The following is an 18,170-nucleotide window of genomic DNA, read 5'->3' as shown; positions in this document are numbered from 1 at the left end:
TTCGGAAAGGGATCGTGATGGCCGTCGGCGGACCACCACACGACGCAGCGGGGCACGCCGGGAGCTCGCCGGACCCGGCCGCCGGCCGCGCCCCCGCGATCCGGCCGTTCCTGCTGACCGCAGGCCGGGTGTCGGGGGGCGGCGCGACGTTGCCGATCCCGGTCGAGACTCAAGTCGTGTCGACCTCGGCCGGGCTCTCCGTCCTGCACGCGCTCACCTTCGAGCATCACGACATCATCGCGGCCTGCCGGCGGCCGCAGTCGGTGGCGGAACTGGCCGCCGGGCTGCGACTGCACCTCAACGTGGTCCGCGTGCTGGCCGAAGATTTGCGTGCCGCGGGGCATCTGGCGATCCACCGGCCGAACGCCGGGACCGCCCAGGATCTCTCCGTACTGCGAAGGGTTATCGATGGTCTTCGTGCCGTCCCCGACTCACGGGGGACACTCCGTGACACCAGTTGAACAGCCGCCGACGCCGGTCAAACTGGTCATCGCCGGAGGCTTCGGTGTCGGCAAGACCACGACCGTGGGCTCGATCTCCGAGATACGGCCGCTCACCACGGAGGCCGCGATCACCGAGGTCGCGGCAGGAGTGGACGATCTCACGCACACTCCGGGCAAGACCACCACCACGGTCGCCATGGACTTCGGCTGCATCACCATCGACCCGACGCTCAAGCTGTACCTGTTCGGCACCCCGGGCCAGGACCGGTTCGGCTTCATGTGGGACGACCTGGTGGAGGGCGCCCTCGGCGGTCTGGTGATCGTGGACACCCGCCGACTGGACGACTGCTACGCGGCGGTGGACTACTTCGAGCACAAGGACGTCCCTTTCGCGGTCGCCGTCAACGCCTTCGACGGGGAGGTCGAGCACGACCTCGACGAGGTGCGGTGGGCACTGGACATCGCCGAGCACGTTCCGCTGATCGTCTTCGACGCACGGAAGACGGGCTCGGTCCGCGATGCGCTGCTGGTCGTATTGGAAGTCGCCCTGGCCCGGGCCGAAGCCGCCGCGGCGCCCTGAACGTGAACGCGCCCGGTGGAGTTGTGGATGGCGACCACGCACGCCACGGCTACCACCATGACGGTGACCTACCGGTCCTGTGCTCCGCGCACCGCTGGACTCCCCACCGTACGGTGGGGAGTGACCACACTGTCCCCGGACAAGCCCGCCCCCGGGCGGCCGAGGCAGACGACGGGCAGGCCCCCGGTGTGATGCGCCTTGAGATGGGAGTGGTCGGCACCGACAGACGGCACGACCACCAGGTGACACTGAGCAACCGTGTGCGGATGCCGTCGGGGCAATGGAGCGCGCTGCGACGCGGGTCGGCCGGCACCGAATCAGCACGTCACGAACCCCGTGCTGGTTCCGTGCTGACTGCGAGGGCCGGAATCATAGAAAACCGCAGGTTCTAGCCTCGATCGAATGAGTTGTCGTACCACTCGATGGTGGTGCCGATCAGGCTGGCGGTGACGATGCGCTTGAGGCTGGCGGGGGGTGGGGGAGCGGTTGCGGGGGAGGGCATCGGCACCACTTCCATGCGGTTGGCGGGGACGTTTTCGTGTCGCCATACCGTAGGAATGCGCAGGTCAGGCGCACATGTGGTGGGGCAACATAGTTCGAGGGTTGGCTATGCGTGTGACCACCATGCCGACTCATGGAAAGGCGGTTCAGTGGCTCGATGGCGGTCGAAACGAGCGCCGTCCGGGACGCGTAGTTCAGGGTGATTTGACGGTGCGGTGCTGACTCCCGTGATGGTTTGGTGCTGACTAGCCGCCGATCACCTCTGCCGGAGCGGAAACCATGCCCCCTGCTGGGCAATGACGCCGGGGAGCGTCGCGGGTGCCGGCCAGCGTGACGCGGTACACCTCGGCGTACGAGATGTAGATCCGAGCCATCGGGCGGTACCCGACACCTGGGTGTCGAGTGTCAACCTCGCTCGTCTTCTTGCCCTTGGCTGCGGCTTTGGCGTTCTTCGTGTCCCCGACACCCGGCGGGGCGTTCGGCTGCTTCGGTCGGTGGAAGCAGCCGGCTCGGGCGCCTCGCCGATGCGACCGGGTTCAGTCCCGTTCCGATGCGGGCGGTCTGGTCAGCTCGAACCAGACCGACTTGCCGCGCCCGCTGGGGGAGTTGCCCCAGGACGAGGCCAGGGCGTCGACGATGAGCAGTCCACGGCCGTGTTCCGACTCGCGGTCGGTCTCACCAGATTGGAGCACGGGTGCAGGCAGCGGAGGCCGAGGGTCGGAGTCGCGCACGTCCACGCGCAGCCGGTCGGCGTACTCGCGCAGCCGGACCTCGACCTCGCTGTCGGCGTGGACGAGCGCGTTGGTGACCAGTTCGGTGACGGCCAGCTCGAGATCCGATGAGACGGTTTCCCAGCCTCGCCTTCCATGGCCGCTCCACGAAGCCGATGCTCCTTCAGCGAGGCTATACCTCGGCGCCATGGCGGTCGCGTCGGCCGGTTCGTCCACGAACGCCCGCCGTCAGCATCCCGTTGCGTGAAGACCGCGGTTGCCTGCTCCGGCGCACAGGGCCGGCCTACGCCCACGGCCAGGGTTCTGAACGTGGTCAACCACCGCACCGCTGACGGGGCCACGCCGTGAGAGTAACGCCAGGTAACCGAATCTGACCTCCGTGAATGGAACGTTTTCCGCGCACAAAGCTGCGTCAGCTCGTCGTTGACCGCCACTCCTCGGCGGGGTCAGGGTGAGGGAGCCGGACCGGATGCCTGACACCACTTTTCCGGTCCCCCCTTTTCCGGTCATCGAACTGAGCGCAGGAGGTCGTGATGCTCCACACGGACACCCGTGAAACCACTGAGTGCGGGGAGTACGAAGCGGCTGCCGCCACCACGACCGCGCCCGCCGTGCCGGCCGCACCGGCCGCACCGGCGGCCGGCCACGAGCTGTTCTTCCAGCGGTGCCTCTGGTGCGGCACCCCCGCCTACCGACGGTCGTTCTGCCGGGCCTGCGGATCCACGGGCTTCCGACGCGAGCGCAGCGCCGGCGCCGGAGCCGTCGTCCGCCGAACCGGCCACGCCCCGCATCACACGTGGTTCGTCGCGATGGACGAAGGCTTCAACCTGCTCTGCCAGGTCACGGGGACGGAGCCGGTCGTGGTCGGGATCGGCGCGAGGGTGAGGGTCGTACGGACGGCCGCCCCTGTCGGTCAGGGCCTGCCCGTCGTCGAGCTCACCCACCCGGCGACATCTCCGGAGCGCTGGTGGTGAGGGCTGACGGCTCGGACGGAGCGGTGTTCGCAGGCCGGTACGACGAGAGAGGAGGGTGCGTGGGCACCCAGTACGACGCGCCGGACGAACGGGCCGGCATCGGCCGCGAAGGTGCGGGGCGCGGTGCGCTGGAAGGGCTGCGCATCGCCGACTTCTCCCGGGTTCTCGCAGGGCCCTACGCCACGATGCTCCTCGCCGATCTCGGCGCCGAGGTGGTGAAGGTGGAGAGGCCGGGTGCCGGGGACGAGACCAGGGCCTGGCACCCGCCCGCGGACCACGACGGCACCTCTACGTACTTCCTGAGCGTGAACCGGAACAAGAAGTCCGTCGTCCTGGACCTCACGACCGAGGCCGGTCTGGAACAGGCCCGTGCCCTGGTCGCCGAGTCCGACGTGCTGGTGGAGAACTTCCGTCCCGGCACGATGGAGCGGCTGGGGCTCGGCCCTCGCGAACTGCGCGCCCGTCACCCGGGGTTGGTCTACTGCTCGATCAGTGGCTTCGGCAGCGGTGCGGGCGCGGCGATCCCCGGATACGACCTGCTCGTGCAGGCCGTCGGCGGTCTGATGAGCGTGACCGGAGACGCGGCCGGGGAGCCGGTGAAGGCCGGCGTGGCACTCGTCGACGTGATCACCGGCCTGCACGCCTCGCTGGGCATCCTGGCGGCCCTCCGGCACCGGGACGCCACCGGGGAGGGCCAACTGGTCGAGGTGAACCTGCTCGGCTCGCTGCTGTCGGCCATGGTCAACCAGGCGTCGGCGTTCGCCGTCGCCGGCGTGGTGCCGGGCCGCCTGGGCAACGCGCACCCCAGCATCGCCCCGTACGAGACCTTCCCGGCCGCCGATCGTCCGATCGCGATCGCGGTGGGCAACGACCGGCAGTTCGCGGCGCTCGCCGAGGTCGTCGGGGATCCCGGTCTCGCGCTGGACGACCGCTTCCGCACCAACGCCGACCGCGTCGCCCACCGCGCCGAACTCACGGACCTGCTGACCGAACGGCTGGGCGCCGCCGGCGCCGACCACTGGTCGGCCGTCCTGCTGGCTGCGGGTGTGCCCGCCGGACCGGTCAACACCCTCGACGAGGCATTCGCCTTCGCGGCGAAGCTCGGCCTTCCCGGCATCGTCGACATCCCCGCCGCACCCGCCGACGGGGCGGAGGGCACGCCCTCCCGTCAGGTCGCGAGCCCCATCGCGCTGAGCGGCACACCCGCGCAGTACCGCCTGCCGCCGCCACGCCTTGGCCAGCACACCGCGGACATCCTCGACCGTTTTTCCGACTCCGCCACCGAACCGGACGGATCGGCCACGTGACCGATTCCCGCCTCGACACCAGCACCCCGACCTCACCCACCACCGTCACCGCCAGGAGCCCACGATGAGCCGCAAGCCGCTGAAGGACCCGCTCGACCTGCTCGACTTCTCCTCCACCCTCACCGACGAGGAACGGGAGATCCAGGCCACCGTCGCCAAGTTCCTCGCCGACCGGGTGCGCCCGCACCTCGGCGAGTGGTTCGAAAACGCGCACTTCGCCCGCGAACTCGCCCCTGAACTTGGCAAGTTGGGCGTACTCGGGATGCATCTGGAGGGCTACGGCTGCGCCGGCACCAACGCCGTCTCCTACGGCCTGGCCTGCCTGGAGCTTGAGGCGGCGGACTCCGGTTTCCGCAGCTTCGTCTCCGTGCAGGGCTCGCTGTCGATGTTCTCCATCTGGAAGTGGGGTTCGGAGGAGCAGAAGCTTCAGTGGTTGCCCCGGCTGGCCGCCGGTGAGGCGATCGGCTGCTTCGGTCTGACCGAGCCCGACTTCGGCAGCAACCCTTCCGGGATGCGCACTCGGGCCGTCCGCGACGGCGGTGACTGGATCCTGAACGGTTCCAAGATGTGGATCACCAATGGCGGCATCGCCGATGTGGCCACCGTCTGGGCGCAGACCGAGGACGGCGTCCGTGGCTTCCTCGTGCCGCGTGGCACCCCCGGCTTCACCACGCAGGACATCAAGCAGAAGATGTCGCTGCGCGCCTCGATCACCTCCGAGCTGTACTTCGACAACGTACGGCTGCCGGAATCGGCGCGGCTGCCGCTGGCGGAGGGCCTGCGCGGACCGCTGTCCTGCCTGAACGAGGCCCGCTTCGGCATCCTGTTCGGCGCGGTCGGCGCGGCCCGTGACTCGCTCCAGGCGGCCATCGAGTACGCCGACTCGCGCGTGCAGTTCGACAAGCCGATCAGCGCCTTCCAGCTCACCCAGAAGAAGCTCGCCGACATGAGCGTGTCCCTGGGCAACGCCGCACTGCTCGCCGTCCATCTGGGCCGGCTCAAGGACCAGCACCGCATCCGGCCCGAGCAGATCAGCGTCGGCAAGCTCAACAACGTGCGGGAAGCGATCGCCATCGCGCGCGAATGCCGCTCAGTGCTGGGGGCCAACGGCATCTCCCTGGAGTACTCGCCGCTGCGCCACGCCAACAACCTGGAGTCGGTGATGACCTACGAAGGCACCAACGAGATGCACACGCTGGTCGTCGGTCAGGCGATCACCGGATACCCGGCGTTCCGCTGACCGCCCCGGCTGAAGGAAGACGACCGTGAACATCGTCGTACTCGTCAAGCAGGTCCCGGACACCGGAGCCGAACGCACCCTGTCCGCCGGCGACCACACCCTTGACCGCGAGGGCGCCGACCTGGTGCTCGACGAAATCAATGAACGCGCCGCGGAAGAGGCCCTGCGGCTGAAGGAGTCGTCGGACGCCGAGGTCACCGTCGTGTCCATGGGGCCCGACTCCGCACTCGACGCCATCCGCAAGGTTCTGGCGATGGGTGCCGACCGCGCGATCCACATCTGCGACGACCGGCTCCACGGCGCCGACGTGGTGACCACCGCCAAGGTGCTGGCGGCCGCCGTGCGGACGGTGGAGGACGTCGACCTGGTCCTGGCGGGCGACGCGACCACCGACGGACAGGCGAGCGCGGTCCCCGCCATCGTCGCCGACCTGCTCGGTCTGCCGCAGCTGACACATGCGCGCGAACTGGACGTGGACGGAGGACGCGTGCGAGCCGAACGCGAGACCGACAGCGGCTGGGCGACGCTGGAGGCATCGCTGCCCGCGCTGGCCAGCGTCACCGAGAAGATCAACGAGCCGCGCTACCCCTCGTTCAAGGGGATCATGGCCGCCAAGAAGAAGTCGGTGGAGACGGTCGACCTCGACGACCTGTTCCCCGACGCGGATGACGCCGGGGTCCGGGTGACCCGCACCCGCGTGATGGAGGCCGTCCCGCGTCCGGCCCGGGCCGCAGGGATCCGTGTCACGGACGACGGCTCGGCCGGCCGGCAGCTCATCGAACACCTGATTGCCCTGAAGCTCCTCTGAATCGAATCGCTCCGCAACAAGAAGCAGGCATCCCATGCCCGATGTCCTCGTCCTCGTCGACCACGACGGGGAACGCGTCCACAAGTCCACGTACGAACTCCTGTCCGCCGCACGGCGGTTGGGAAACCCGGCCGCAGTCGTCGTGGGAACTCCCGGCACAGCGGCCCGCCTCGCGGAGTCCCTGGCCCGGTACGGCGCCACAACCGTCCACGCGGCGGAATCCACCGACGCGGCCGAGTTCCTGGCCACGCCCGCTGTCGATGCCCTTCAGCTCGCGGTCCGGGAAGCCTCTCCCGCCGCCGTGCTGGTCTCCGCGACGGCGGACGGCAACGAGGTGGCCGGGCGTCTCGCCGCGCGGCTGGACGCCGGGCTGCTGATCGACGCGGTCGACCTGGACTCCTCCGGGGTGGCCACCCAGATCGTCTTCGGCGGGTCGTACACCGTGCGCTCGCAGGTCACCCAGGGCGTACCGGTGATCACCGTACGCCCGGGGGCCTTCGAAACGGAGGAGCGTCCGGGGCAGGCCGTGCAGCGGACGCTCGCCCTGCCTACGGCCGACCCCGCCGCGTCCGCCCGTATCACTGCCAGGGGCGCCGCACTCACGGGCGACCGGCCGGGGCTCACCGAGGCGAGCGTCGTCGTCTCCGGCGGCCGTGGTGTCGGGGGAGCGGTGGGCTTCAAGGTGGTGGAGGAGCTGGCCGACGCCCTGGGCGGTGCGGTGGGCGCCTCGCGTGCCGCGGTGGACGCCGGGTACTACCCGCACCACTTCCAGGTCGGGCAGACCGGAAAGTCCGTCTCCCCGCAGCTGTACGTCGCCCTGGGTATCTCCGGGGCCATCCAGCACCTCGCCGGGATGCAGACCTCCAAGACGATCGTCGCCGTCAACAAGGACCCGGAGGCCCCGATTCTCGGCCTCGCCGACTACGCCGTGGTGGGAGACCTGTTCGCGGTGGCGCCCCAGCTCACGCAGGAAGTGGCAGCCCGCCGCGCAGCCGGCTGACGTGGTGCGCCGTCGGCTGGGGAGCAGGGGGTGCTCGGCTGGGCGGTGGCAGATCCTCCAAGCCCTCGCAGAGGGTCGGTCCCCGGACCAACCGCCTGCAACAAGGCTCACCCCGACCCGGCCAGCCACCTCGACGAAGCGGTGACGTACCCATGCCCACTGACCACGCCTGCCAGAGTGCGGCTGAATCGGCCGCACAGGCCCTCGACTCACTCCGCCCCTTCCTCCAGCCCGGCTCTCCACGAGGGGCGGATGGGTTCGACGACTGGGCGACGGGAGCGGCGGCCCTGCTCGTCGTTCTCGCCGGCCTTCAAGCCGATCGGTCCGGTGAGCTGACACTGTGGCACGTCCGCATCGGCGATCAGTTCCACGAAGCCCTCGGCCTGCCCGTCGCCGGGGCCGAGGGACTCCGGCCGGTACTCCGGTCACGGGGATGGGACGCTCTGGCCGCTGTGCAGCACAAGGCACGAGAGCTGCTGACCGACCTGGCGGGCGACGGCCGCCCGGACCGGCCGGTCGAGCTGTCGAGACAGCTGGACCTGGTGGAGGACGCGTGCGCCGGGGCCCTGCGGCGGATGGCTGTCCCGCCGGAGGCGGCAGTGCGATGCGCCGCGGCGTTCGCGGAGGCCGCCGGTTCGCTGTTCGGTCTGCACCCCGCCCCGCCGCCCCGCTACACCCCGCCTCCGCCCGCGGCCGCACAGGCCACCGCGTCGCCGCTCCCGCCCGACTGGACGACGTGCATCCTGTTCTAGTGCTGCGGCAGCCAGTGCCTGCCACGGCACTGGCTGCCGCGGCGCCGCCAGTGAAGAAGGGCAGCGGGAACTCCTCGACCTGGGTTGCGTGCGCGGAGCAGGCCAGGGAGCTCCCGCTGGCCGGTCAACCGGTCGTCAAGCGGCCAGGCGCCGGAAGCGGCTGCCGTGGAAGACCAGCGGCGCACGGTCGGGTTCGGCCTTCAGGCCGTGGATCTCCAGCACGACGATGGTGTGGTCCCCTGCGGGGAACTCCGCGTGAAGCGAGCAGTCCAACCAGAGGTTGGCATGGCGGATGTACACGCTTCCGCCCTCGCCGGCCTCCCAGTCGACCTCCGCGAACCGGTCCCCGCCTTTTCCGGCCAGTGAGCGGCAGACCAGGTCCTGTCCCTCGGCCAGCACGCTCAGGCCCAGACGGCTCTGCCGGCGCAGCTTCGGCCAGGTCGACGAGGTGTCCTGGACACAGACCGACACCAGTGGGGGGTCGAGGGAGACCGGGGTGAACGTACTCGCGGCCATGCCCACCGGCGTACCGGAGTCGAGCGCGCACAGGGCTGTCACCCCGGACGGGAAACAGCCGAACGCCTGGCGCAGCACGGCGGGATCCATCGGTGTCGCGACGAGCGGGCTCATCCGGTGACCTCCTGACCCGACAGGACCGCGCCCAGGCGACGCATCGAACCGTTGTTGCCGGCCACGTGCTGGGAGACACAGCGGACATCGCGCCAGCGACGCTGCAGGGGGCTGGAGCTGTAGAGCCCGGAGCTGCCCGACAGCGTCATGATCTCGTTGAGTATCCGGATGCCCTCGTGATGGATGTGCTGATGGCTGCCGGTGTAGCCGAACCACTCTGCCGGGGTGGGCTCCTCTCCTGCCAGGGCCCGGTCCATGACCGTACGGCCGGTCCGCTCCAGCAGGGCGTTGAGCGCCGTCGTACGCAGGTGCAGCTCGGCGAACCTCTCCTGGAACACCGGATCCTCACCGATGACCGCCCTCGGGTTGAACGCCGGCCGCTTGGTGGCGGCCAGTTCGGCGAGATCGCCCAGCGCACCCTCCAGACAGCCGACGATGACGGCGTCGTGCGAGGCGCCCGTGGCCGTGTACGGCAGGTTGTAGAAGGGAGCGGGGATGTTGTTGCCGCCCGACAGAGGGCCCGTGAAGCGCTCCGGCACGAAGACGTCGTCCATGGTGAAGTCGGTGCTCTGTGTGGCGCGCAGGCCCACCGCGTCCCACGTGTCGAGGAAGGTCACGTGCTCGGGGCGGATCAGCGCGACGCGCAGGTCGGGGCGCCCGTCGGGCAGCGGGGGCGCGCCCTCGACCACGAAGCCCGCGAGCATCCAGTCCGGGGTGAACGAGCCGCTGGCCAGCGGCCAGCGGCCACTGATCCGGTAGCCGCCCGCCACCGGCGTCGCGGTCCCCTTCGGGGCGATCGCCCCACGGAGCATCAGGTCGGCGCCGTCGCCGAAGACCTCTCTCTCAAGCGTCTCCCGAGGCAGCGACCGCACGAAGAACCAGGCCATCGAGGCGGCCTGAACGGTCCAGCCGGTCGAGCCGTCGGCACGCGAGATCTCCCGGACCACTCGTGCGCTCTCCACCAGGTCGAGCTGCGAGCCGCCCCATGCCGTGGGCAGGCTCATGCGGAACACGCCGGCGTGACGCAGGGCCGTGATGATCTCCGCGGGAACCGACCGAGCCGCCTCGGCCTCGGCCGACCGTGCCGCGATCTCGGGCAGGTGCGCGCGGACACGGCCGAGCACGCTGTCGTCGGTTGCCCGGTCGGAGGGCGCGGGCGGCTGGAGGAATGTCGTCATGATGTGTCCTTGTGAGTGCCTGCGGTCGGAGACGACCGTCGGTGACTGAAGGGGGAATCCCTGGTGTCGCTGGGGGCGAAACGTTGAGGCGAAGCACCTTCCGGGCCGCGCGGGGCGGTCGGGATGTCGGCACGGCCGCTCCTGCGGGAGGCGGAGGGCGGTCCAAGAGCCGCCGACGCCTCCCGTTCACTGCCCGAATGATGTGGGGCGGAGCACAGGCCCCGCTTGTATGCGGGGGCACAGGGTTTTGCTTGGCTGAGAACAGCTCCTGGGCGGCCACGGCGGAGGAACGTCCCGCAAGAGTGGTGGTCGCAGAGCGGGTCGGATATCGCCCGGAGTGTCCTACACTCCGGCCAGGAGGAGGGCCGGGTCGGTCCGTTTCCGCACCTCGGGGGCCGGATGGGCCGGGAGGAGAGCAGAATGCCCCGGATGACGACGCCGAGCGATGCCACGGCCGGCGAGAGACTGGAATCCTGGCGGGACGCCGTCAGCCGGAGTCTCGTGCCCATGGCGGTCCTGCCGCGCGAGTGCTCCGACTTCCGCGCATCGCTGCACGCCGCGCAGGTGGGCCAGGTACAGATGTCGGTCATCACGGCCGAACCGCACAGCGTCGCGCGCACCCGACGGCACATCGCCTCCGACGCGCCCGACCTCCTCCAGCTCACGCTGCAGCTCAGCGGGCAGGGAGTGCTCACCCAGAAAGATCGTCAGGCCCAGGTACGCCCGGGCGAACTGGTGGTCTACGACACCCGCTCGCCCTTCACCTACGACCTGCGGCAGTCCCACACCGGCCTCGTCCTGATGTTCCCCCGCGCCATGCTGCGCATCACGGAACGTGATCTGGCGCGGGTGACGGCGACACCGGTGCCATGCCACGACGGGCTCGGCCAAGTCGTACAGCCCCTCCTGTACGGGCTGGTGCGGCAGATGGCACACCTGGAGTCCTGCGGCACGCCCCGGCTCGCCGACCACGTGGTCGGCCTGATCGGAGCCCTGCTCGCGGAGCAGGCGGGCGCGGACTGGAGCACCGAGGAGGACGGGCCGGGCGTGCTCACCCAGCGCCTCCTCGCCTACATGGAGGAGCGGCTCGCCGACCCCGGGCTGAGCCCCGAAGGCATCGCGGCCACCCACCGCATCTCACGCCGGTACCTGTACAAGTTGCTGGCCGCACAGGGATACACCGTCTCGGGCTGGATCCGGGAACAGCGTCTGGACCGGTGCCGGCGCGACCTCGCCGATCCGGCCATGGACCACCTTCCGGTCGGCGCCATCGGCGGACGCTGGGGTTTTTCCGACCCGGCCCACTTCAGCCACGCCTTCAAGGCGGCCTACGGCATGAGCCCCCGGGCTGCGCGGGCGGCTGGACGACGGCGTCAAGGGCCGTAGTGCGAGGACGCCGGCCGATGCCCTCAGGCCGCCTGGTAGTTGAAGAACCCCTGCCCCGACTTGCGGCCCAGCAGGCCCGACTCGACCATGCGGCGCAGCAGCGGGGGCGGGGCGTACAGCTGTTCGCGGTATTCCTCGTACAGGGCCTCGCCTATCGCCGCCACCGTGTCCAGGCCGATGAGGTCGGCGAGGCGCAGCGGGCCCATGGGGTGGGCGCAGCCGGCGGTCATGGCCGTGTCGATGTCCTCGGCCGTCGCGGTGCCGGAACCGACCATGCGCACCGCTGCCAACAGGTAGGGAATCAGCAAGGAGTTGACCACGAATCCCGCGCGGTCCTGAGTGACGATCGTCTTCTTGCCCAGGGTCTCGGCGGCGAAGGCGCGTACGCGCTGTTCCGTGGCCCTGGAGGTGTGCATCGAGGGGATCACCTCGACCAGCGGCATGGCGGGGACCGGGTTGAAGAAGTGCAGGCCCACCACCGCCTGAGGACGTCCGGTCACGGCCGCGAGCCGGGCGATGGGGATCGAGGAAGTGTTGCTGGCCAGCACGGCGGACGGGTTGGTGACCACCTTGTCCAACTGCTGGAACAGCTCTGTCTTGGCCCGCTCGTCCTCGACGGCGGCCTCGATCACCAGGTCAGCGCCGGACAGCCGGGAGAGGTCGGCGGTGACCGAGATTCCGGCGAGGGCATGAGCGCGGTCTTCGGGGCCGATGGCGCCGTGCTTCTCCGCCTTGAGCAGTGCGTCGGCGACGCCCGTCAGCCCGGCGCGGGCCCTGTCCTCGGTGACGTCGCACAAGGTGACGTGCAGCCCGGCCCGGGCGCAGACCTCGGTGATGCCCCGGCCCATCTGCCCGGCGCCGACGACGCCCACGTGCTTGATCGATGTCATGTGCTCCTCCGCCTGTTCCCGCGTCCGGCGGCGGTTTGCCGACGCCGTGACGGTCTGTGCTGCGGTGTCGAGGGTAGGCCGGGGACCACCCCTCTGACCTGCTCTGATGATGCGTTTTCCGCGCACAAACATGCGCCGGTACGGTGTCGGTCCGGCGCGTCGAGAGGAGCTGCCCCGATCACGACCGGGACGGGCACGGCGGCCGGGGCGCGAGCACGAGGAGGAGGGCGCGGACATCGAGGCCGGCGCCCTCTGGGACAGACGTGATGGAACTGCCGAGGCCCCCTGGACAGACCGCGGACCGCGGATCCGCCCTCCCGGTCGGCGAGGCGTCCGGCGGCCAGGGGCGGGGGGCCCGGAGGTGCCCACGCGCCGGCCGGGCGTCGGCAGGTGGCCGGACGCCCGCCGGAAAGCGGCGGTTTCAGCCGGCGGTGACAGTGGTGGCCGCCGCCTCTCGCAGGCGGCGGATCACACCACGCACCGCGGGCGAGGTCTCGCCCCTGCGGAAGGCGCCGACCAGACTGGTCGTCAGCGCCACGTCGGCCAGCGGACGGTAGGCCACCCCCGGGATCTGGACGCGGCGCAGCGAATCGGGGACCAGGGCGACCGCGAGACCTCCGCCGACCATGGTCAGAGCGGCTATGAAGTCCCGTACCGGGGGAGCACACCGCGGGCTGAAGCCCCCTCGCTCCGCCACGTCGAGGATCTGGTCGCGGCAGCCGTACTCCTCGTCGAAGTGCGGGGCGACGAAGCACTCGTCGCGCAACTGTGCCGCCGGTACCGCCTCGTAGGCCGCCAGCGGGGCGCCCGCCGGCAGGGCCAGGACGATGTCCTCGGTGAGCAGGCGGGTGGCCGTGACCTCGGGCGGGTACTCCGGCCTGAAGCGCAGGAATCCGACGTCGATGTCCCCGCAGACCAGCGCCTCCAGTTGGGCGGGTGTCTCCAGCTCCCGGACCTGCACGGTCAGTTCGGTGCCGGGAGCGGCGCAGCGGGTGAGGACGTCGGTGAGCACGCCGGAGAACGCGGCCGAGGCGACGTAGGCGATCTGGGCGTGACCCAGTTCTCCGCGACCGGCGCGCCGGCCTATGGCCTCGGCCCGGGCGGCCTGGGCGAGGGTCAGCCGCGCCTCTTCGAGGAACAGCAGCCCGGCGCTGGTGAGCGCGGGGCGGGTACGCCGTCCGCGGTCGATGAGCCGCACACCGAGGTGTGACTCCAGTGCCCTGACCTGGGCGCTGAGAGCCGAGGGGGCCAGGTGCAGACGGTCGGCCGCCCGTGCGAAGTGCAGTTCCTCCGCGACGATGACGAACGATTCCAGCCAGCGCAGTTCCATCGGCTCCTCCATCCCGCTGGGCCCGCTCCGAGGAGGGAACGGGCTGAGCGTACGGCCTGTGGTGAGCACACCCCGCGGCGCTCGTCAGGGCAGAACAGGATCGCCGCGGGGTGAGTATGGGGCAGGGGCCGTCGGCAGCATGGCCGGTGGCGGTTCAGGGGATGACGACGTAGTTGCTGAACCCGCCGTCGCGGTCCTCGAGTCCCGAGATCGCCTCGTTGACCCTGGCCAGTGGGAAGGGCTTGGTCTGAAGGTACGACAGGTCCAGGGCGCCGGTGGCCACCATGTCGGCGAGTTCCTGCCCCTGCGCGGTGGAGAACCAGTTGGAGCCGATCAACTGCACCTGTTCGTCCATGAGCCACTTCACGTCCACGGGCAGCCGGTCGGCGACGCCGCCGACGTTGACGACCCTGCCGCCGCGGCGGACGCCCTGCATGGAGTCGAGCATCGTCTCCACCGGGGCCTTGGCCCCCAGCGCGCTGATCACGTAGTCGGCGCCCTCGCCGCCGGTGCGGGACTTGGCCCATTCACCGGTGGAGCCGTCGCCGAGCCGCATGACCTCGATCCGCTCCGGGTCCAGTTCCCGGACCCGCTTGAGGAGTTCCTCGTTGCGGCCGGTCCCGAGGACCCGGGAGGCGCCGGAGGCGAGCGCGAGCAGGGTCGACGCGACACCGAGGGTTCCGGTGATCCCGTCGATGAGGGCGACCTGGCCGGGGCCGGCGGCGGCGTTCCTGAGGGCGCCGTAGGACGTGCCGATGTAGCCGAGCTTGCCGGCCTGCTCGAACGTCATGTTGCCGGGGAGGTTGACGATCGAGGACTGGGGGGCGGTCATGTACTGCGAGAAACCGCCGTACGGATACAGGTCGAAGATCCGCTGGCCGTCGCGGGAGGTGCTGAAGTAGCCGTTCAGCGTGAAGTAGCGGCAGCGGCTCAGTTCACCACCCCGGCACACCTGGCAACTGCCGCACCCGCGCAGCGGGTTGACGTACACCCGATCGCCCGGCTTGGTGTGCAGCACCGCCTCGCCGACCGCCTCGACCACACCCGCGGCGTCCAGACCGAAGATCGCGGGGAACTTGGGCAGTGGCTGGTGCGGGAACCAGGTGGGCCAGTTGTTGATCACGTTGGCCATGTTCGGCACGATCCCGCACGCCCTGACCCGCACCAGCACGTCGGTCGCCCGCGGGGTGGGCACGTCGATGCTGTCGATCGACATCGGCTCACCGAGCGCGTGCAGTCGTGCAGCGAGCATTTTCGCCATCGAAATACTCCTTGGAAATACTCCGTCCCGACGGTCGGGGGGCGGAGGAAACTTTTCGGCGACCGAGGCGGCGGACCGGCGGCTCGGCTGTCACTTCTCACGTATCGAGGGGCTTTTCGGCGCCGAGTTCTACGATTTCGGGAAGGGATTCGGGTAATTTTCCTCGAGGTCGATGTCCAGCAGCCCCATGATGCGGACGCCGGAGTTGTACCAGGCGATGGACAAGGAAAGTTCGACCATCTGCCGGTCCGTCAGCAGGTCGGCGGCGGCACGCCAGGTCTGCTCGGAGACGTCGACCTGGAGCGTGGACTCCTTGGCGAGGCGCATCACCGCCTTCTCCGTGTCGTCGAACAGGCCCGAGGACTCGAAGTCGGGCACCGCCGCGAGCTGTTCCTCGGTGAGTCCGGCCTTGAGCCCGTGCGACTGGTGGTGCGCGACCTCGTACGCGGACCGGGTCGCGTACCCGACGGTCAGGATCGCCAGCTCTCGCAAGCGGGGGCTGAGGTCGGCGGCTCGCAGCGAGTTGGCGTAGGTCAGGAAGGCGTCCAGCTGGACCGGCGCGTTGGCCAGGGCGAGGAAGATGTTCGCCGTCGGTACCTTGCGTTCGGCTTCCAGCCGGTCGTACAGGGGTTTCTGTGCCGGATCCGCGTCCTCGCGGTCCAGGTAGGGCACTCGTGCCATGGTGTCTCCTCGGGTGACGTAGAGGTGAAAAGGCCGGGCCGGGTCAGGGGGCGGACTGCTCCAGCAGGAAACGTTCGAGTGACATCGGCTTCGGCAGCTCGGCCGGCGGGATCAGCGGCGCGTCGACGAAGGGCGACGCCTCGAAGTACCACTTCTCCAGGGCCGGCAGACCCCAGCGGGCGTTGGTGCTCAGTGACGCGGCGTCCCAGCGGACGGGCTCGATCTCGGTGTCGATCGTCTGGTAGTGGCTGTTGAAGACCTCCACCCGGTGCCCGTCGGGGTCGCGGAGGTAGACGAAGAGCATTCCGCCCGGCCCGTGCCGGCCGGGGCCGCGCTCCACCCCGTCGCCGTAGCCGAGGAGGCCCGCCCAGTCGCAGGCGGTGAAGATGTCGCGGCTCTCGGACACGGTGTACGCGAAGTGGTGCAGGGCGGGACCGGTGTTCTCGACGATCGCCAGGTCCAGGCAGGTGCCCTTGCGGTACATGAAGGCGCCCAGCAGTTTGTCGCCGTGCTCCAGGTACTCCGAGTTGCGGAAGCCGAGCTCGCTGTAGAACGCGCACAGCTCGTAGGTGTCGGGCGCGAAGATCTGGTAGTGGTCCAGCCGCTGCGCGTGGGCGCCCTTGTAGGACGCGAAGTCGATGTGCAGCCGAGGCCGGGTCTCCATGTGCGCGCACAGTTCGAGCGGGGTGCCGATGGGGTCGCTGACGTGCAGGGTGCGGCCCTGGTACGGGGCGTCGACCCACTCGGCGGGCAGCCCCCGCTCACGGAACCAGGCGTACGCGAGATCCAGGTCCTCGTCGAAAAAGACCCGGTAGCCGACCCGCCTGCACGATCCGGCCCCCTCCTCGTCCAGCTCCAGCACGAGGCTGTGGTGGCACGCCTCGGCCAGGCCGCGGAGGTAGCAGGTGCGTTCGTCCTCGTCGCTGACGACGAGGCCCAGCGCCTTCACGTAGAAGTTCCGGCTCTCGGCCAGATCGGCGACCGTGAGACGGACGTGACTGGAGCGGGTGATGTTGAAACTCGGGCGCAGATTGACGGGTGGCAGCATGCTGGTCTCCGTGCTCGGATCGGCTTTTGGAATTCGAATGACTGTAATGCTCCGCAGCCGATTCAGGGCCTGGAGGCAAAGGACGCGGGGTCAGCGAAAGGGAACGCGGACCAGCCGCTGAATTCGGCGGAATCACCGAGGGACTCCTCGATGCGCAGAACCTCGTTCCACTTCGCCATGCGCTCGGAGCGGGTGAAGGATCCCACCTTCAGCTGGCCGGCGTCCCAGCCGACGCTCAGATGGGCGATGGTGATGTCCTCGGTCTCTCCGGAACGGGCCGAGACGATCGTGCCGAAGCCCGCCTCCTTTCCGGCCCGCAGGGCCTGGAACGCCTCCGTGACCGTGCCGGCCTGGTTCGGCTTGATGAGGACGGCGTTCACCGCTCCGCCGGTGGCCGCGGCCTCCACCCGCTTGGCGTTCGTGACGAGGTAGTCGTCGCCGATCACTTGGCAGTTGCGGCCGTGGCGCCGGGTGAACTCCAGCATTCCGTCGTGGTCGTCCTCACCCACCGGGTCCTCGACGGACAGGATCGGGTACTGCCTGATCCAGCCGCTCAGCATGTCGATCAGCGCCTCGGTGTCCAGTGTGCGGTCGTCCAGGGCCAGGGTGTACTTGCCCGCACTGCCGAACTGCGAGGCCGCGACGTCCAACGAGATACCGACCTGGGTGGCGGGGGCGAACCCCGCGCTCTCGATGGCGAGGCTCAGCGTCTCCAGCGCTTCCTCGTTGGAGTCGAAGGCGGGCCAGAAGCCGCCTTCGTCGGCGACGCCCTGAGCCTTGCCGGCGGCGCGCATCAGGCTCCCGGCCGCCCGATAGATCTCCGCCGTCCAGTCCAGTGCCTCGGAGAAGCTCCGCGCCGCTGGGCAGACCACCATGAAGTCCTGGACGTCGACGCGGCGGTCCGCGTGGGCGCCGCCGCCGAAGATCTGGATCTCCGGCAGCGGGATGCGGACCGGCCGTCCGCCCGCCAGGTGCTGCCACAGTGGTACGTCCGCCGAAGCGGCGCCGGCGTGCAGGACCGCCATGGACGTGGCCACGATCGCGTTGCCGCCGAGACGGCCGCGGTCGGGGGTCCCGTCCAGGTCCACCAGAAGGCGGTCGACGGCCTCCTGGTCGGCCGCGTCGAGGTCCAGCAGAGCGGGCGCGATCTCACGGTTGACCGACGCCACCGCGCGCCGGACGTCGAGTCCACCGAAAGAGTCGCCGCCGTCGCGCAGGTCGAGTGCCTCGCCCTGGCCCGTCGAGGCCCCCGCGGGTGCGATGGCCCGCCCGATCGCGCCGTCCGCTAGGTGGACCTCGACCTCGACGGTCGGCCGGCCGCGCGAGTCCCACACCCTGCGGCCGTGGAGCTTGGCGATCCGCGTGTCTGTCATGACGGTGCGACCTTTCGGAGTTCGGGGCGATGAGCGGGGGCCGGTTCCGGTGTCCGT

Annotated in this window: 18 protein-coding genes; 9 read left to right on the top strand and 9 right to left on the bottom strand. The window is 70.1% G+C overall.

Annotated elements, in window-relative coordinates; all coding sequences use genetic code 11:
- The first annotated feature begins 17 nt into the window (after positions 1-17).
- The gene (locus tag HDA41_RS03555; RefSeq protein WP_184980576.1) at positions 18-461 is read left to right on the top strand and encodes a DUF742 domain-containing protein; all 444 of its coding nucleotides are present in this window, start codon (positions 18-20) and stop codon (positions 459-461) included.
- On the top strand, positions 409-1,023 hold the full coding sequence (locus HDA41_RS03550; protein WP_184980574.1) for a GTP-binding protein: 615 nt from the start codon (positions 409-411) through the stop codon (positions 1,021-1,023). Before HDA41_RS03555 ends, HDA41_RS03550 begins: the two co-directional genes overlap by 53 nt.
- 1,037 nt (positions 1,024-2,060) lie before the next feature.
- Here HDA41_RS03550 and HDA41_RS03545 read toward each other — a convergent pair.
- Positions 2,061-2,471, bottom strand: coding sequence for an ATP-binding protein (locus HDA41_RS03545; protein ID WP_230299812.1), 411 nt, complete (start codon positions 2,469-2,471; stop codon positions 2,061-2,063).
- A gap of 317 nt (positions 2,472-2,788) precedes the next feature.
- Between HDA41_RS03545 and HDA41_RS03540 the strand changes: the two genes are divergently transcribed.
- The 6 genes from HDA41_RS03540 (at position 2,789) to HDA41_RS03515 (ending at position 8,336) form a co-directional block, all read left to right on the top strand.
- The gene (locus tag HDA41_RS03540) at positions 2,789-3,229 is read left to right on the top strand and encodes a Zn-ribbon domain-containing OB-fold protein (RefSeq protein ID WP_184980572.1); all 441 of its coding nucleotides are present in this window, start codon (positions 2,789-2,791) and stop codon (positions 3,227-3,229) included.
- A gap of 59 nt (positions 3,230-3,288) precedes the next feature.
- The gene (locus HDA41_RS03535) at positions 3,289-4,536 is read left to right on the top strand and encodes a CaiB/BaiF CoA transferase family protein (RefSeq protein WP_230299813.1); all 1,248 of its coding nucleotides are present in this window, start codon (positions 3,289-3,291) and stop codon (positions 4,534-4,536) included.
- Positions 4,537-4,600: 64 nt separating this feature from the next.
- Positions 4,601-5,776, top strand: coding sequence for an acyl-CoA dehydrogenase family protein (locus HDA41_RS03530; protein WP_184980570.1), 1,176 nt, complete (start codon positions 4,601-4,603; stop codon positions 5,774-5,776).
- Positions 5,777-5,801: 25 nt separating this feature from the next.
- Positions 5,802-6,584, top strand: coding sequence for an electron transfer flavoprotein subunit beta/FixA family protein (locus HDA41_RS03525; protein WP_184980568.1), 783 nt, complete (start codon positions 5,802-5,804; stop codon positions 6,582-6,584).
- Between the two features lie 34 nt (positions 6,585-6,618).
- On the top strand, positions 6,619-7,584 hold the full coding sequence (locus HDA41_RS03520) for an electron transfer flavoprotein subunit alpha/FixB family protein (protein WP_184980566.1): 966 nt from the start codon (positions 6,619-6,621) through the stop codon (positions 7,582-7,584).
- 152 nt (positions 7,585-7,736) lie between these two features.
- The gene (locus HDA41_RS03515; protein WP_184980564.1) at positions 7,737-8,336 is read left to right on the top strand and encodes a hypothetical protein; all 600 of its coding nucleotides are present in this window, start codon (positions 7,737-7,739) and stop codon (positions 8,334-8,336) included.
- A 135-nt stretch (positions 8,337-8,471) separates the two neighbouring features.
- Here HDA41_RS03515 and HDA41_RS03510 read toward each other — a convergent pair whose 3' ends face one another.
- Entirely contained in the window at positions 8,472-8,966 is a 495-nt protein-coding gene (locus HDA41_RS03510) for a flavin reductase family protein (protein WP_184980562.1), read from the bottom strand.
- Positions 8,963-10,144, bottom strand: coding sequence for an acyl-CoA dehydrogenase family protein (locus tag HDA41_RS03505; protein ID WP_184980560.1), 1,182 nt, complete (start codon positions 10,142-10,144; stop codon positions 8,963-8,965). Before HDA41_RS03505 ends, HDA41_RS03510 begins: the two co-directional genes overlap by 4 nt.
- A 429-nt stretch (positions 10,145-10,573) precedes the next feature.
- Between HDA41_RS03505 and HDA41_RS03500 the strand changes: the two genes are divergently transcribed.
- The gene (locus tag HDA41_RS03500; protein ID WP_184980558.1) at positions 10,574-11,530 is read left to right on the top strand and encodes an AraC-like ligand-binding domain-containing protein; all 957 of its coding nucleotides are present in this window, start codon (positions 10,574-10,576) and stop codon (positions 11,528-11,530) included.
- 23 nt (positions 11,531-11,553) lie between these two features.
- Here HDA41_RS03500 and HDA41_RS03495 read toward each other — a convergent pair whose 3' ends face one another.
- From HDA41_RS03495 to eno, 6 genes are all read right to left on the bottom strand, one after another.
- Positions 11,554-12,420, bottom strand: a complete 867-nt coding sequence (locus HDA41_RS03495; RefSeq protein ID WP_184980556.1) for a 3-hydroxybutyryl-CoA dehydrogenase — start codon at positions 12,418-12,420, stop codon at positions 11,554-11,556.
- A gap of 421 nt (positions 12,421-12,841) precedes the next feature.
- A complete protein-coding gene (locus HDA41_RS03490) occupies positions 12,842-13,750 on the bottom strand; it encodes a LysR substrate-binding domain-containing protein (protein ID WP_184980554.1) in 909 nt (302 codons plus the stop codon).
- A gap of 154 nt (positions 13,751-13,904) precedes the next feature.
- Positions 13,905-15,011, bottom strand: a complete 1,107-nt coding sequence (locus tag HDA41_RS03485; RefSeq protein WP_184980552.1) for an alcohol dehydrogenase catalytic domain-containing protein — start codon at positions 15,009-15,011, stop codon at positions 13,905-13,907.
- A 129-nt stretch (positions 15,012-15,140) separates the two neighbouring features.
- Complete coding sequence (locus HDA41_RS03480) at positions 15,141-15,692, bottom strand: carboxymuconolactone decarboxylase family protein (RefSeq protein ID WP_184980550.1); 552 nt, start codon at positions 15,690-15,692, stop codon at positions 15,141-15,143.
- Between the two features lie 43 nt (positions 15,693-15,735).
- The gene (locus HDA41_RS03475; protein WP_184980548.1) at positions 15,736-16,740 is read right to left on the bottom strand and encodes a VOC family protein; all 1,005 of its coding nucleotides are present in this window, start codon (positions 16,738-16,740) and stop codon (positions 15,736-15,738) included.
- Positions 16,741-16,802: 62 nt separating this feature from the next.
- Complete coding sequence (gene eno / locus HDA41_RS03470) at positions 16,803-18,113, bottom strand: phosphopyruvate hydratase (protein ID WP_184980547.1); 1,311 nt, start codon at positions 18,111-18,113, stop codon at positions 16,803-16,805.
- Between the last annotated feature and the right edge of the window lie 57 nt (positions 18,114-18,170).

Source organism: Streptomyces caelestis (assembly GCF_014205255.1).
Taxonomy (GTDB): domain Bacteria; phylum Actinomycetota; class Actinomycetes; order Streptomycetales; family Streptomycetaceae; genus Streptomyces; species Streptomyces caelestis.
The sequence above is the reverse complement of the archived record's forward strand: the minus strand, read 5'-3'. Positions and strand labels throughout refer to the sequence as shown.

Bases quoted from the DNA above. Each gene is read 5' to 3' on its own strand.
- HDA41_RS03495 (WP_184980556.1), bottom strand. From the start codon at position 12,420: ATGACATCGATCAAGCACGTGGGCGTCGTCGGCGCCGGGCAGATGGGC.
- HDA41_RS03520 (WP_184980566.1), top strand. From the start codon at position 6,619: ATGCCCGATGTCCTCGTCCTCGTCGACCACGACGGGGAACGCGTCCAC.
- HDA41_RS03480 (WP_184980550.1), bottom strand. From the start codon at position 15,692: ATGGCACGAGTGCCCTACCTGGACCGCGAGGACGCGGATCCGGCACAG.
- HDA41_RS03530 (WP_184980570.1), top strand. From the start codon at position 4,601: ATGAGCCGCAAGCCGCTGAAGGACCCGCTCGACCTGCTCGACTTCTCC.
- HDA41_RS03475 (WP_184980548.1), bottom strand. From the start codon at position 16,740: ATGCTGCCACCCGTCAATCTGCGCCCGAGTTTCAACATCACCCGCTCC.
- HDA41_RS03555 (WP_184980576.1), top strand. From the start codon at position 18: ATGGCCGTCGGCGGACCACCACACGACGCAGCGGGGCACGCCGGGAGC.
- HDA41_RS03490 (WP_184980554.1), bottom strand. From the start codon at position 13,750: ATGGAACTGCGCTGGCTGGAATCGTTCGTCATCGTCGCGGAGGAACTG.
- HDA41_RS03515 (WP_184980564.1), top strand. From the start codon at position 7,737: ATGCCCACTGACCACGCCTGCCAGAGTGCGGCTGAATCGGCCGCACAG.
- eno (WP_184980547.1), bottom strand. From the start codon at position 18,113: ATGACAGACACGCGGATCGCCAAGCTCCACGGCCGCAGGGTGTGGGAC.
- HDA41_RS03550 (WP_184980574.1), top strand. From the start codon at position 409: ATGGTCTTCGTGCCGTCCCCGACTCACGGGGGACACTCCGTGACACCA.
- HDA41_RS03485 (WP_184980552.1), bottom strand. From the start codon at position 15,011: ATGGCGAAAATGCTCGCTGCACGACTGCACGCGCTCGGTGAGCCGATG.
- HDA41_RS03510 (WP_184980562.1), bottom strand. From the start codon at position 8,966: ATGAGCCCGCTCGTCGCGACACCGATGGATCCCGCCGTGCTGCGCCAG.
- HDA41_RS03500 (WP_184980558.1), top strand. From the start codon at position 10,574: ATGACGACGCCGAGCGATGCCACGGCCGGCGAGAGACTGGAATCCTGG.
- HDA41_RS03540 (WP_184980572.1), top strand. From the start codon at position 2,789: ATGCTCCACACGGACACCCGTGAAACCACTGAGTGCGGGGAGTACGAA.
- HDA41_RS03505 (WP_184980560.1), bottom strand. From the start codon at position 10,144: ATGACGACATTCCTCCAGCCGCCCGCGCCCTCCGACCGGGCAACCGAC.